General features: G+C 40.2%; 12 protein-coding genes. 10 read left to right on the top strand and 2 right to left on the bottom strand.

Annotated features, from left to right (window positions below; all coding sequences use genetic code 11):
- Positions 1–129 precede the first annotated feature (129 nt).
- The 4 genes from FHY45_RS12735 to FHY45_RS12750 all read left to right on the top strand — a co-directional run bounded on the left by FHY45_RS12735 (position 130) and on the right by FHY45_RS12750 (position 5934).
- Positions 130–351 (top strand): YuzB family protein, encoded by a 222-nt coding sequence (locus tag FHY45_RS12735; RefSeq protein WP_066109413.1) that lies wholly within the window; start codon positions 130–132, stop codon positions 349–351.
- Positions 352–468: 117 nt separating this feature from the next.
- Entirely contained in the window at positions 469–3936 is a 3468-nt protein-coding gene (locus FHY45_RS12740) for a lamin tail domain-containing metallophosphoesterase family protein (RefSeq protein ID WP_139892068.1), read from the top strand.
- Positions 3937–4074: 138 nt separating this feature from the next.
- Positions 4075–5385 carry an HD domain-containing protein gene (locus FHY45_RS12745; protein ID WP_175354323.1) on the top strand — a complete coding sequence of 437 codons (1311 nt, stop codon included), beginning with the start codon at positions 4075–4077 and terminating at the stop codon, positions 5383–5385.
- Between the two features lie 24 nt (positions 5386–5409).
- A complete protein-coding gene (locus tag FHY45_RS12750; RefSeq protein WP_066109764.1) occupies positions 5410–5934 on the top strand; it encodes a YwgA family protein in 525 nt (174 codons plus the stop codon).
- A gap of 144 nt (positions 5935–6078) precedes the next feature.
- On the opposite strand, the gene FHY45_RS12755 is transcribed toward FHY45_RS12750, so the two are convergent.
- Positions 6079–6264 (bottom strand): 2-hydroxymuconate tautomerase, encoded by a 186-nt coding sequence (locus tag FHY45_RS12755; RefSeq protein ID WP_066109407.1) that lies wholly within the window; start codon positions 6262–6264, stop codon positions 6079–6081.
- Between the two features lie 141 nt (positions 6265–6405).
- On the opposite strand from FHY45_RS12755, the gene FHY45_RS12760 reads away from it, so the two are divergent.
- Together FHY45_RS12760 and FHY45_RS12765 are read left to right on the top strand one after the other, a co-directional pair.
- Positions 6406–7041, top strand: coding sequence for a site-2 protease family protein (locus FHY45_RS12760; RefSeq protein WP_139892069.1), 636 nt, complete (start codon positions 6406–6408; stop codon positions 7039–7041).
- Between the two features lie 20 nt (positions 7042–7061).
- A complete protein-coding gene (locus FHY45_RS12765) occupies positions 7062–7571 on the top strand; it encodes a YwhD family protein (protein WP_066109401.1) in 510 nt (169 codons plus the stop codon).
- A 183-nt stretch (positions 7572–7754) separates the two neighbouring features.
- On the opposite strand, the gene FHY45_RS12770 is transcribed toward FHY45_RS12765, so the two are convergent.
- Positions 7755–9836: a transglycosylase domain-containing protein gene (locus tag FHY45_RS12770; RefSeq protein WP_139892070.1), complete on the bottom strand. Its 2082-nt coding sequence runs from the start codon at positions 9834–9836 to the stop codon at positions 7755–7757.
- A gap of 212 nt (positions 9837–10048) precedes the next feature.
- On the opposite strand from FHY45_RS12770, the gene speE reads away from it, so the two are divergent.
- The 4 genes from speE to argS all read left to right on the top strand — a co-directional run bounded on the left by speE (position 10049) and on the right by argS (position 14070).
- Positions 10049–10876, top strand: a complete 828-nt coding sequence (gene speE, locus FHY45_RS12775) for a polyamine aminopropyltransferase (protein ID WP_139892071.1) — start codon at positions 10049–10051, stop codon at positions 10874–10876.
- Between the two features lie 42 nt (positions 10877–10918).
- A complete protein-coding gene (speB, locus tag FHY45_RS12780; RefSeq protein ID WP_066109393.1) occupies positions 10919–11800 on the top strand; it encodes an agmatinase in 882 nt (293 codons plus the stop codon).
- Positions 11801–11950: 150 nt separating this feature from the next.
- Complete coding sequence (locus FHY45_RS12785) at positions 11951–12403, top strand: YwiB family protein (RefSeq protein WP_066109390.1); 453 nt, start codon at positions 11951–11953, stop codon at positions 12401–12403.
- The gene (gene argS / locus FHY45_RS12790; protein ID WP_139892072.1) at positions 12400–14070 is read left to right on the top strand and encodes an arginine--tRNA ligase; all 1671 of its coding nucleotides are present in this window, start codon (positions 12400–12402) and stop codon (positions 14068–14070) included. The genes FHY45_RS12785 and argS overlap by 4 nt, the downstream gene beginning before the upstream one ends.
- The last annotated feature ends 58 nt before the right edge of the window (positions 14071–14128 follow it).

Consider the following 14128-nt stretch of genomic DNA (forward strand, 5'->3'; position numbering starts at 1 on the left):
TCATTAACCTAATAGATATTTAGCCGATTCTTGCAAATAAGGGAGCCGGAGTGATACAATACGCTTTAGTCCCAAGAGGCTCACAACTAACAAAGAGTCAAATTTTTTGGCAAGAAAGGATAGGCGGTCATGTCGAACGAATTTAGAGTATGTGACGACTGTCAGGCTACAAACCTAAAGACATTGCTACCAAAATTAAACAAGCTCGATCCCGATGCAAAAATTGAGATTGGATGCCAGTCCTACTGTGGACCTGGACGCAAAAAATCATTTGCGTTCGTCAATAATCGTCCAGTAGCTGCACCAACAGAAGATGAATTAATTGAAAAAGTAAAAGCTAAGATAAAATAAATAAAAAGTCGCTCCTCTAAAAGATCAAATTTTAGAAGAGCGACTTTTTTTCATAAAATCCTATCTAATAATCCATACTAAGGTATCAATCTTTGAATGGGGAATTGAGGATTATATATGAAAAAAATAGGTGTACTGATTCTAACTGTAGTTTGTTGTATATGGCTTAATCCCGAAATTAGCATAGCGCTTTCGAATGATCCACCAGATTTACTGATTACAGAGATTTCTCCGCAGGGGAAAACGTATGAATATATCGAAATCTATAATAATACAGACGTACCAATCGATTTACGTGATTACAATCTGCGATACCTCTCTATGAATAAATCGATGCAAGTATGGGATATAAAAGAATCAACTTTTATAGAGCCAAAATCTACGAAAATCATTTGGATTAAAAATGCTGCCAGCAAAGATGAGTTTGATTTTGAGGATTTCAAACACCACTTTCATGCCTCGGTGGATCATAAGCAACTGATTCGCCTGGAAGGTAACTTACACAATAGCAGCAAAAATACGGTCGTTCTGGCAACTGATACAGGAGCGGTTATTTCATATGTAACCTACGATAAGGGACTCATCCATTATAAGCAGGATATGGGAGCAAAAAAATTAAAACAGGATAAACAAATCAAAGAAAGTACACCAGGTCAAGTGAGTAATGAACAGGTGCCGTTAAATGCCAATAAGCAGACGGATACCACTAAGCCGATTGTTAGACCTGTGACCATGCCAAAAGAAGTACCAGAACGCTCGGATGTCTCTATCGAGATTCAAATTGAGGATGAACATCTAATTAAGCGGGCAGAAATATTTTATAAAAGAGGTCAGGATTCTGCCTTTACACAAGCAAATATGCTTATGAAAACCACGACTTCTTATCAATCAATTATATCTCGATACGATGTTTATGGTTCTGTTCCAACCTTTGAGTATTATATAGAAATATCGGATGGACAGCATGTCATTAGATACCCCGAAAAAGGGACAAAGACGATAAAAATAGGAAATCCAGATATGTACAAACCCCTAAAGCCGGGGCTTTCTGTCCAAAAAAATACGATTTTAAAAGGTACAAAAAAGATACAAGTTCAAAAGGCAACAGCTGAGGAACAGATTAAGCTTACGGTTGATGGACAAAAACTGAAGACACAGAGGATCTTGAGCCGTCCTGCTGCAATTGTATTTGAAGGCCTTGGCATTGATGAAAGAAAGAAAAGTGCAGTTTACATGGGAGACCGTTTAATATCCAAATTAAAACCTACAGCAGGGTTATATCTTCCATATGAATTGTCAATTCCAATTGATGAACTCAAACCGGGTAAAAATACGATTTCCATCCACACAGGCACGAAGAAGGAAACATTTATGCCCGGAAGTACAGTTGAAGAAAAAGATGTCGATCGCTTTTCTATCAAGAATATAAAGCTGCTGATGGGTGATGGTACGATGATTCGCCCAATCAGTGTAAATTCAATCACGGGAGATGGTGATGAGAATCGAGAAAGCACTCGGGAAGCCCAGGAATGGAAGGTGGGTAATCAGGGAGTGTTCATCCTATCCTACGAATTTATCATCCCGGCAGCTATGTTCACAGCAGAAGAGGCAGAGATTGATACGATGGCTTATCAGGATGGAGTCCATAGTATTCAATCTAAAGGCACATCCATTCACCAAGCAGATGTTGTTTTTGATAATACAGCACCAAAGCTCCATGTAAAAACACCGCTGAATGGCAGAACCTATAAGGGAACATTCACCATTGATGCAAACCCCGAGGATGAGGTGACTTCAATAGCCTCCATTAAAGGCTATCTGGATGGTCGGGAAATCACTCTGCCATATACGACCTCCTCCGGCAGACTGTCTAAAGGGAAACACAAGGTAACCTTCATGTCAGTAGATGCAGCTGGGAATCGCAAAAAGGAAACGATTCATTTTAAGATTGTGGATGAAGCACCTATTATTATGAATCAAGCCATACCGCTTGATAATGATACAAAAGTATCTGTTCATCCGAAGCTAAGCGTGAAGGTAGAAGATCCAACTAATGATCAAATAGTGGCTAAGTTTTTCTCAGGCAATCGCTATGATTTTACCTCCAAAGGGAGGAATCAATTAAAAGCATTTTCCAATATTGCAGATGAGGAACCGCCGCCCAATCAGACTTATCCGCGTGAAACAGGTATCTTAGCCAAGCAAATAAAGCAGATAGCCAAAGCGGATAAGACTTATTGGGTGACTGCCTCAAATAAAGGATTTCCGTATCAGCGATTCGAAATTTCACTGGATGAAACACCCGCGGAAATGAAAGAGGTTGAAGTAAAGTGGATCGGGCATTCCTTACAGGGAAGAAAGGTCACTCTATATGCCTGGAACATACAAAAATCTAGATGGGATGCATTAGCGTATGGCTACGGCAATAAGGATTTTTCGTTGAAAGCAAAGGTTGAGACAGAGGCCTATTTGAAAAATCAAAAGCTGCAGGTCCTTGTGCAGGACCAGGTTATTGGAGAAGTGAATCGTCCATTTAATTTGATCTGGATGTCAGATACCCAATATTATTCTGAATCATTCCCACATATTTTCCCAGTGATGACGAACTGGATTAGAATCCAAAATCAGCTTGGAAATGCGGAATATGTTATTCATACAGGGGATATTATTAATGTCAGATGGGATTTGGAGCAATGGGATACCGCAGATAAGAGTATGGGCATTTTGGACGAACATCATGTTCCTTATGGGGTAGTGTCCGGAAATCATGATGTGGGAAACTTGGTACTGGATTATCGCAATTATGGTAAATACTTTGGAGAAAAAAGATTTAAGCATACATCCCATTACGGAGGTGGGATGGAAAATAACACAAATCACTATGATTTAGCATCCTTTGGCGGGCACGATTTCCTCTTCCTGTATCTGGGCTGGGGTAAAGAAACCACGACTGCAACCCTGGATTGGGTTAATAAGGTATTAAACCAATACTCAGAGAGAAATGTGGTGCTTGCGGTCCATAATTATCTCGACCATCAAGGAAAACGGACGTATAACGGTAATCAGGTCTTTAAAGAAATTGTCCGGAAATACGAGAATATTAAATTGGTTCTTGCAGGGCATATTTCAGGGGCAAGCCGTAATGTAGCTACCATTCCTCTGAAGGGAAAACCGTCGAAATTCCGTAAAGTGTATGAAATGCTGGCCGATTATCAGAGTGGTCCGGAAGGCGGCGAGGGGTATATGCGGATGCTCCATTTCAATCCGGAGGCAAAGCAGTTATCAGTCAAAACGTACTCGCCTTACTTGGATGATTATAATTATTTTGAGCCGGAAGTCGATGAATTTACAATTGACCAACTGGAGCTGAACCCGATTCAGAAACAGGTGGCAACAGACTATATTGGCGTAAATGTGTACTCGAATACCTTATTGGGTGAAGATAAGGACGGAAGGAATCGGGAAAAAGTACAAATCCGCCTAAAGGATCTAAAAAACAAGCAGGATTATTTCTGGTATGTAGAAGTGAGCGACAGCTATGGAGGGCGATCACGTTCTCCGGTCTGGAAATTTACGACTAAATAAAGATAAAGTGCCCTTTGAACAGAATCGATTTCTATTCAAAGGGTTTTTGTTGTGTATTATTGTGGAAGAAGATGATTATGTTTTTTTAGATTAAACAAGCTATAATAAAACCATGACCGATTAGGAAGAGGGAATAGAATGATAGAATATTCTCTGGAAAAATTAAACGAAGAAAAAGTATTTAAGGATCCGGTGCATCGCTATGTGCATGTGAATGACCGGGTCATTTGGGATTTAATTGATACAAAGGAATTCCAGCGTTTAAGGCGAATTAAACAGCTTGGAACGACCTATTTAACATTTCATGGGGCTGAACACAGCCGTTTTAATCACTCTCTTGGAGTATATGAGATTGTGAGAAGAATTGTGGATGGGGTATTTGCTAATAGGCCGGAATGGAACCCGAAAGATCGTCTTCTTTCTTTATGTGCAGCTTTGCTCCATGACCTCGGGCATGGTCCTTTTTCACATGCCTTCGAAAAAGTCTTTGATTTGGACCATGAGGAATTCACAAGGAAGATTATTTTAGGGGATACTGAGGTTAATGCAATTTTAAAAAAGGTAGATGCCAGCTTTCCGAAAGAGGTAGCTGAAGTCATTGCCAAAACACATGCCAATAAATTGGTTGTCAGCTTAATCTCGAGTCAGCTTGATGCAGACCGGATGGACTACTTGTTACGGGATGCTTATTTTACTGGGGTGAGCTACGGCCAGTTTGATATGGAGCGGATTCTCCGAGTGATGAGACCGACGGAGGATCAGGTAGTTTTCAAGCAAAGCGGTATGCATGCTGTAGAAGATTACATTATGAGCCGCTATCAAATGTACTGGCAGGTTTATTTCCATCCAGTATCTCGAAGCGCAGAAGTGATTTTGACAAAAATCTTGCACCGCGCTAAAGATTTATATAAGAAGAATTATCAATTTAAACAGGAACCTCATCATTTTTCGTCTTTATTTACCCAGTCTGTTACCCTATATGATTATTTGAAATTAGACGATAGTATAATGCTGTACTATTTTCAGTTATGGGGAGAAGAAGAGGATAGCATACTGAGTGATTTATGCACGAGGTTCATGAACCGGAATTTGTTCCAGTATGTAGAATTCCTTCCGTCATCCAGTGCGGAAATGAAAAAAGTGATGGAGCTCACTCAATTGTTCGCAGCAGCCGGTCTCGATCCGGAGTATTATTTGGTGCTAGATTCTTCATCGGATTTACCGTATGATTTTTATCGGCCTGGAGAAGAAGGAGAAAGGGTACCGATTTATCTGTTATCCAAAACGAGAGAACTTAAAGAGCTTTCCAGACAATCGGATATCGTAGACGCGATTTCCGGTAAACGACGCACGGATCATAAACTGTACTTTCCTGCTGATATTTTAGAAGATGAAGCGAATCATAAAGAAATAAAGGAAAAAATAAAAGAATTGCTTGATTGGGATTAATTGATATTGAAGGAGTGAAGAATGGTGTTGAAGGAGCATGCCAGAATTCTTTCAGCCATAGATGCGGCCGGGCATATTGGGGGAAGAAAAAAGCTTCAAAAGATGGTGTTTATCTCAAAAAAACTCGAATATCCTTTTCAGGAGAGATTTGAATTTCATTTTTATGGACCCTATTCAGAGGAATTAACGTTAAAGATAGAAGAGCTTTGCAATTTAGGGCTTTTATCTGAAATAAAGGATAAGGAAAATGGCTATGTTCATTATGACTACTCTTTAACAGAGGCAGGCAAAGAATTTCTTTCTTTATACAGCAAAGACAATGAAAACGACGAGCTGTCTGCATGTGTGAAGGGATTGAACAATCATAATGCACGTTTTCTTGAATTGGTTTCTACGGTTTTTTATTTCGACCATTTATCCAAGGATGAGATTATTAAGAAAATCCAGGAACTAAAGGCGGAGCAACAGTATTTGCCTGAGGAAATAGAGGAAGCCTTCAATTATGCAGCACAGCTTATTAAGGAAAATAAACCAATGTACGCGAATTAGTTCTTTTTAATACTGGAGAAATAAAAAGAATGGAGCATATTTGCTCCATTCGGCTCCCACTTAAAAACGAAAGTCGGGTCCAATAATATGTAATTGGATCAATAATGTTCGGTGTGGATGAAAGACACGCAATCCGAACAAAGTTTATTGATCGCTGGCGCGTACACCGCCAACCGCATAATGAGATTTAGTCATTTCTTCAATGAACACCGTAATTCTTTCTTTTGGTGCTCCTGTTGTTTCAGAAACTGCTTCAGTGACTTTTTCACATAAGGCCTTTTTTTGTTCTTCAGTGCGGCCCTCCAACATTTTAACGGTTACATACGGCATATAATGTCCTCCTCATTTGTAAAACAAGTGATTATGTTGATAGTTTTTCATAATCGCCGGCGGAAAGCAAGTGGTGAAAAGCAGAATGGAAAGTTGAACCTAACTGAAAGGTTTTATATTAAGGAAAAAGGGGATGTTTTGATGTTTGATTTTCAAAGCATATTGGTCAATTTACCATATACACTTGTAACTCTCGCCATTGCGTTTACTGTTCATGAATATGCACATGCCTATGCGGCCTATAAATTTGGAGATATGACTGCAAAAAATCAGGGACGGCTGACATTAAATCCGCTTCGGCACATTGATCCATTAGGTGCGATATTTATTATATTGGTCGGGTTTGGCTGGGCGAAACCTGTACCGGTCAATCGCTTCTTCTTTAAAAATCCACGGATGAACAGTATTGTTGTTTCAGTGGTAGGCCCTTTGAGTAATCTTGTGCTGGCTTTTATTGGTGTCCTATTGATATATATTATAAGCATCGCAGGATTTAATTTACCTGAGTTTATCTACACGTTTTTTAATATTTTTATCCGCTTGAATGTTGTACTGTTTGTATTTAATTTATTGCCATTTCCTCCACTTGATGGGTATCGTATTATTGAGGACCTCGTTCCGGCTGATATACGTCCAAAAATGACACAGTATGAACAATATGGAGCGTTGATTTTCCTTATCCTGGTGATTACACCGCTTGGTAATTACACAATCGATCCAATCATTTATAAGTTAGTACCAGCGATTGAGCGATTCTTAGTTTCAATATTTATTTAAAGGGAGGCTTGTACATATCCATGAGTCAAGAGAAGAAAAAACCAACTTTTAATATCATCAAAAACGACCCTACTGATGGCCATAAAGGCTTTGGAATGGGGGCGTTGAGCCTGGAAAATGTTTCACCTGTCATTATTGATGTGGAAGCAGGTGAAGCGTTTGTCGATATTGGTGCTATGCATGCAAGAAGTGCTATCGAAAGACGAATCAAATTTTTACCGAATAAAGATGAAGTACCAAACGGAAAGCCATACTGGCTTGTTTGGGTTACAATTGAACAGACGAAACAGGGAGCCTATTATGCTGGTGTGACGGCATGCGAAATGACGGTTGATGAAGAGATTCGCCGCGGCTATAAATCATTGCCAGAGCATGTGAATCGCATGGATAAATCATTGAAAAGACATATTATCGTTGAGCATATGGATGAACCTTCAAAAATCATCTTAGCTAACTTCCTGAAAAAACATAATGAAGAGCTTTGGAAAAACTCCCCTGATGAATTGAAGGAAAAGCTAAACGCTAACTAATATTGACAAAAACGTGAAAATTATGGATTTTTTTGTAAAGTAATTCAGCATATTACTTGTCGGTTTTCAGTAAAAAAAGTACACTAAAAACAGTGTGCAAGCACGTAGAGCTAGGACGCAAAAATCCCCAAACCGTTAATGGTTTGGGGATTTTTGTTTTCTTATGCTCATGGGTCGGATTGTTTAAAGCTTTCCAAATGGCCATACTCTCTTGTACCACGGATCATGTGACTTTTCTTTATTCTTTTCATCAGAAGGGCTTAGATCGTTTCCCTTGTTTATATGATTATGGCAATACTGTTTCGGCTCGGTTCCTTTTTTATAGTAAGTAAGGCGTTTAACCGGGCAGGCTCCGTGTGCAAGCAAGCCGCTTTCGGGGTCAATTTCTACCGCAACAATATTTTTCGGCTGTTTAAACTCTTTAACAGGCTCATCCTCTAGGGATTGCTCCATAAAGCTCGCCCAAATTTCTTTGGCTGCAATTTTATCTTGTTTAGTTTCGATTTTCTGAGAGCGATCATATCCGGTCCAAACACCTGTCGTAAGCTGAGGAGTATAGCCAATCATCCAGCTATCATACTCAGTTGAGCCTGACTTTCCAGCATAGGGCCTTGAAAGCTTAGGTGCGATTGAGGCGCCTGTCACAGATGCGTAACCATTTAGCTTTTTATCGAACACACCTGTCAGCATTTGTGTCATGACATAGGCATCCGCTTGCTTCAGTACGGCTGTCCGTTCTAATTTTTTCTGATATAAAACCTCTCCGTCACGCCCTGTAACCTTAGTGATAAAGTAAGGTTTAACCTTTTTTCCTCCGTTGGCAAATAAGTTATAGGCATTTGTCATTTCCAAAGGCTTAACTCCGGACGTTCCAAGCGCCAGTGAGGGAACCTTGGTCATAGGAGTGGTTAATCCAAATCGCTTTACAGCCTTAACCAGTTCATCCTCTCCAAGGAACAGATGTGTTTTGACGGCAAATATATTGTCTGATACAGCCAGGGCCTGAGCCAGTGTAATCGATTCATTGGCATATCGGTTATTAAAATTATGGGGTGTATATTTTTCTTTTCCTCCTTCAAATGAAAAGGTGGTCACTTCACTTCGCAAGGTCGTCGATGGTGTGAACCCTTTTTCTAAAGCTGTGTAATATAGCAGCGGCTTAATCGTGGAACCGGGCTGTCTAAGTGCCTGGGTCGCACGATTGAATGAGCTATGCTCATAATTGGTTCCGCCAATCAATGCTTTAACCATACCGTTATGGGGATTCATCGCAATTAAAGCAGCCTGAAAATCACCTTCCGGCTGCACATGCTTGGCAATAGCCTCTTCAGCAATGGCCTGCTGCTTGGAATTGAAGGTTGTATACACCTTTAATCCCCCTTGCCTGATTAGCTCCTCATTCCCCTTTAAGACCTGACGTAACTCATGATTGACTGCATCCAGAAAATAGGGTGCCTCCTGTTTTTTCTCTGTAATCAGGGAACCGTATATGGGCAAGCGGTCGGCTAATGCCAATGTTTCTTTTGCCTGTTCTGCACTCAGCTGACTGGTTTCCTTTAAAGAGTTGAGGACAATAGCCTGCCGTTCCTTTGCGTTCTTTTTCGAAACAAGTGGTGAATAAATGCCTGGTCCCTTTGGAATGCCAGCAAGCAGGCTTGCTTCAGCCAAGGATAGATCTTTGGCATCCTTATGAAAATAATAGTGGCTCGCAGCCTGTATACCATACATTCCATGCCCGTAATAAATCGTATTTAAATAACCTTCGAGAATCTCATCCTTACTGAAATGGTCTTCAATCCGAAGAGTGTAGAGAGCTTCCTTAGCCTTTCGTGACCAGGTTTTTTCTGAATCAAGGAAGAGGTTCTTGGCATACTGCTGAGTGATTGTACTGGCTCCCTGCACCTTGGCCATGGCAATCGTGTCAGATACAATTGCTCCTATAATTCTCTTTGTATCAAACCCGTTATGATGATAAAAATTTCGATCCTCAACTGCCAGAGTAGATTGTATTAAATAAGGCGATATCTCACTGAGAGGTACCCAATACCGCCTCTCGGCCCCGTGGCTTTCCGTAAATGTACTTAAATCATCAGCTAAATATTGAGTGGTTTGCGGGACGGATATGGCTGGAGGTCCGGCAAGCTTTACAATAAGTAGGACGGTAACAAACCCAATCACTCCAAATGTAGCAATCAGTGATCCGAAAAGTATAAGGGATCTCTTATAGGCAAGTAATTTCCTTCTTCTAAGTCTGCTTGGAGACACATGTCTTCCCCCTGATCTGTTGTGAAATTATTCATATTAGTAGTATGAAAATAAACCAACATTTTTAAACGTAAAACAGACATAGAAACGATAATATTGGAAATATCGGAAAATCTTTACTTTTTTATAAGAATGCACTATACTCTTCTAAGTTTAATAGATAGTGAATGATAATTGGGCCGCTGAAACTGAAACAAGAAAAGAGGTTCATCATGGGTATTTGGTTCACGGAGAAGCAAACAAATCATTTTGGAATCACCATGAAGATAAGTCGTACCTTGCATACGGAACAAACAGACTTTCAAAAACTGGATATTGTAGAGACAGTAGAGTGGGGTAAGATGCTGCTGCTGGATGATATGGTGATGACATCTGTGAAGGATGAATTTGTCTATCATGAGATGGTAGCCCACGTTCCCCTACATACGCACCCTTGTCCAGAGCATGTCCTCGTTGTAGGAGGCGGGGATGGTGGCGTAATCCGTGAAGTGCTTAAGCATGAGAATGTAAAAAAAGCTACTTTGGTAGAGATTGATGGCAGAGTCATTGAGTACTCAAAACAGTTTTTACCAGAAGTTGCAGGAAGCCTGACTGACCATCGGGTTGAAGTACTGGTTGATGACGGATTTATGCATATTGCCAAAAGCGAAAATAAATATGATGTAATTATCGTAGATTCTACAGAGCCGGTTGGACCGGCCGTAAATTTGTTTACGAAGGGCTTCTATGCAGGAATCTATCAGGCATTAAAGGAAGAGGGCATCTTTGTTGCACAAACGGATAACCCTTGGTTTAAAGCGGATTTAATTCAATCGGTCTTTAAAGATGTAAAAGAGATTTTTCCGATTACCGGCCTATATACGGCTAATATCCCAACCTATCCGAGCGGTTTATGGACCTTTACAATTGGTTCAAAAAAACACCATCCTTTAGAGATTTGTGATGATAGATTCATTGAAATGGAAACAAAGTATTATACAAAGGAGCTTCATAAGGCTGCCTTTGTGCTGCCTAAATTTGTAGCTGATCTTTTAAAATAAACAGAAATGAACATATAGATGAGGATTAAAGGAGTGCAGATTATGAGATTTGATGAAGCCTATTCCGGTAATGTTTTTATAGGAAGTCATCCCAATTTTAAAGATTCAGAGGCGGTTCTCTACGGAATGCCAATGGATTGGACAGTTAGCTTTCGTCCTGGATCCAGGTTTGGCCCAGCGCGTATACGAGAAGTATCCCTTGGTTTGGAAGAATACAGCCCTTATATCGATCGACATTTAGAGGTTGTTAAATTTTTTGATGCGGGCGATATTCCGCTCCCTTTTGGAAATCCGCAAAGAAGCATTGATATGATAGAGGCGTACATTGAAACCCTTTTGGCAGAAGGGAAATTCCCGCTTGGTATGGGCGGCGAGCATCTCGTTACATGGCCGATTATAAAAGCAATTCATAAGAAGTATGAGGATTTGGCTATTATCCATTTTGATGCTCATGCAGATTTGAGAGAAGAATATGAAGGCGAGCCGCTTTCCCATTCAACTCCGATTCGGAAGATTTGTAATTTGATTGGTGCAGAGAATGTCTATTCTTTCGGCATTCGTTCAGGTATGAGGGAAGAGTTTCAATTTGCCAAGGATTCCGGAATGCATATGTATAAATTTGATGTGGCGGAGCCATTAAAAAAAGTACTGCCCACCCTTGCCGGCCGAAATGTGTATGTCACCATTGATATTGATGTACTTGACCCAGCACATGCACCGGGTACGGGAACTGCTGAAGCAGGCGGTATTACATCTAAAGAAATGCTTGAGGCTATAACTGCTATATCAAACTCTGGCGTAAATGTGGTGGGAGCAGATCTTGTAGAAGTTGCTCCTGTTTATGATTCCTCTGAACAAACACAAATTGCTGCAGCTAAATTTATTCGCGAAATTCTTTTAGGTTGGGTAAATAAACGCCTGTAATTGAATAAGACTAGCAATCCCCTGTCTATGATAGTAGAGCAAGGGGATTTTTTTTAGAAAAAAAGATTCGGACAAGTTGCCAGAGAGTTTTTCTTTACCTTATACTTGTATGATTGAGTAAAATAATCAATTCCAGGGGGAATTCATTAAATGACCGAGGAAAAAAGCAACGCACCCATAGAGGTCATGGTACGGCTAAAGACGCATATCCAATATGTTGACGATGAAGAGAACATCGAGCTAATTACATTTGGCACGTTGCATCACATGCCAAATGCCACATATATCCGCTATATTGAGCACGTTGAAAACAATGGGAAAATCAATACAACTGTTAAATATGACGGGGATGAAATGCTAATTATTAGAAGCGGCGCGGTTAAAATGAGACAGCTTTACAAAATTGGCACAGAAACCAGCGGCTCTTATGAAAGCATTCATGGTACACTGGATTTAACGACACGTACAAATAAGCTGGAGCATACCGTCCATCCGGAAACGAAGGAAGAGATTTTCCATGTTTCCTACAACCTATTTTTACAACAAGAGAATGTGGGCAACTACTCACTTACATTGACGGTCAAGGAGGAAAAGACAAGATGAACATCGTAACAGAGATTCAGGATCAGATTAAAGAAGAGATTAAGCAGGCAGTAATTAAGGCTGGATTAGCGGAAGAAGCAGTGATTCCAAGTGTAATTCTTGAATTGCCAAAGGATAAAACACATGGAGATTATTCTACTAATATGGCTATGCAGCTTGCCCGTATTGCTAAGAAGGCACCTCGGACAATAGCAGAGGAAATCATTAATCATTTTGATACTTCAAAGGCATCAATTGAAAAAATTGAAATTGCCGGACCGGGATTTATCAATTTTTATTTAAACAATGGATACTTAACAAATCTGATTCCCGCTATTTTGGAGTCAGGGGAAGCTTATGGTGAATCTAATGTAGGCGGAGGAGAAAAAATTCAGGTTGAGTTTGTTTCTGCGAATCCAACAGGAGATCTTCACTTGGGTCATGCCCGCGGTGCGGCAGTTGGGGATTCTTTATCCAATATCCTGGCTAAAGCTGGCTGGGATGTATCCCGTGAATACTATATTAATGATGCGGGTAACCAAATCAATAATCTGGCATATTCAGTTGAAGCTCGCTATTTACAGGCGCTTGGAATGGAGAAAGAAATGCCTGCAGATGGCTATCATGGAGAAGACATTATCAATATCGGTAAACGTATGGCTGAAGAATTTGGCGATAAATATGTAAATGCTGATGAAGAAGAGCGCTTTAAATTTTTCCGTGAGTACGGGTTGAAATATGAAATGGAAAAATTGAAAAAAGACCTTGAGAGCTTCCGTGTCCCATTTGATGTATGGTTCTCTGAAACATCTCTTTATGAAGATGGCAAAATTATGCCTGCATTGGAGCTGTTAAGAGAAAAAGGATATATCTATGAGATGGATGGAGCTACCTGGTTCAAATCTACTGATTTTGGCGATGATAAAGACCGTGTATTAATTAAGAATGATGGTTCATACACCTATCTCCTACCAGACATCGCATACCATAAAAATAAGCTGGAACGCGGATTTGAAAAATTAATCAACATTTGGGGAGCAGACCATCATGGGTATATTCCTCGTATGCAAGCTGCGATTCAGGCGATGGGTTACGGAAAAGACACGTTGGAGGTAGAAATCATCCAGCTTGTTCACCTGTTCAAAAATGGTGAGAAAATGAAAATGTCCAAGCGTACAGGAAAAGCTGTCACAATGAGAGACTTGATGGAGGAAGTTGGTTTAGATGCCGTGCGTTATTTCTTTGCGATGAGAAGTGCGGACACGCATATGGACTTTGACCTTGATCTGGCTGTATCCGAATCCAATGATAATCCAGTGTACTACGCTCAATATGCACATGCTCGTATTTGCAGTATCCTTCGTCAGGGAGCTGAAGTGGGTATTACATTGGAAGGCGACGCAGAGCTTAGCCGATTGGGTTCTGAAAAAGAAATTGACCTTCTGAAGAAACTTGGTGAATTCCCACAAGCGGTTGCAGAAGCGGCTCAAAAACGTATGCCGCACAGAATCACGAATTATATCTTTGATCTGGCTTCCACATTCCATAGCTTCTATAATGCTGATAAAGTATTAGATCAGGAAGAGCCTGAAAGAAGTAAAGCTAGACTTGCTCTTGTTCAGGCAACAAAAATTACACTGGCAAATGCATTAAAACTAATTGGTGTATCTGCTCCAGAAAAAATGTAATCTCATATTAATAAAATGCCCACACCTTAAGAGAGGTGTGGGTTGTTTTTTTAAGCTA

The sequence above is a fragment of the Bacillus sp. D386 genome, assembly GCF_006346415.1.

Coding starts and splice junctions, on each gene's coding strand:
- FHY45_RS12735 (WP_066109413.1), top strand. CDS start 130: ATGTCGAACGAATTTAGAGTATGTGACGACTGTCAGGCTACAAACCTA.
- FHY45_RS12740 (WP_139892068.1), top strand. CDS start 469: ATGAAAAAAATAGGTGTACTGATTCTAACTGTAGTTTGTTGTATATGG.
- FHY45_RS12745 (WP_175354323.1), top strand. CDS start 4,075: ATGATAGAATATTCTCTGGAAAAATTAAACGAAGAAAAAGTATTTAAG.
- FHY45_RS12755 (WP_066109407.1), bottom strand. CDS start 6,264: ATGCCGTATGTAACCGTTAAAATGTTGGAGGGCCGCACTGAAGAACAA.
- FHY45_RS12760 (WP_139892069.1), top strand. CDS start 6,406: ATGTTTGATTTTCAAAGCATATTGGTCAATTTACCATATACACTTGTA.
- FHY45_RS12765 (WP_066109401.1), top strand. CDS start 7,062: ATGAGTCAAGAGAAGAAAAAACCAACTTTTAATATCATCAAAAACGAC.
- speE (WP_139892071.1), top strand. CDS start 10,049: ATGGGTATTTGGTTCACGGAGAAGCAAACAAATCATTTTGGAATCACC.
- speB (WP_066109393.1), top strand. CDS start 10,919: ATGAGATTTGATGAAGCCTATTCCGGTAATGTTTTTATAGGAAGTCAT.
- FHY45_RS12785 (WP_066109390.1), top strand. CDS start 11,951: ATGACCGAGGAAAAAAGCAACGCACCCATAGAGGTCATGGTACGGCTA.
- argS (WP_139892072.1), top strand. CDS start 12,400: ATGAACATCGTAACAGAGATTCAGGATCAGATTAAAGAAGAGATTAAG.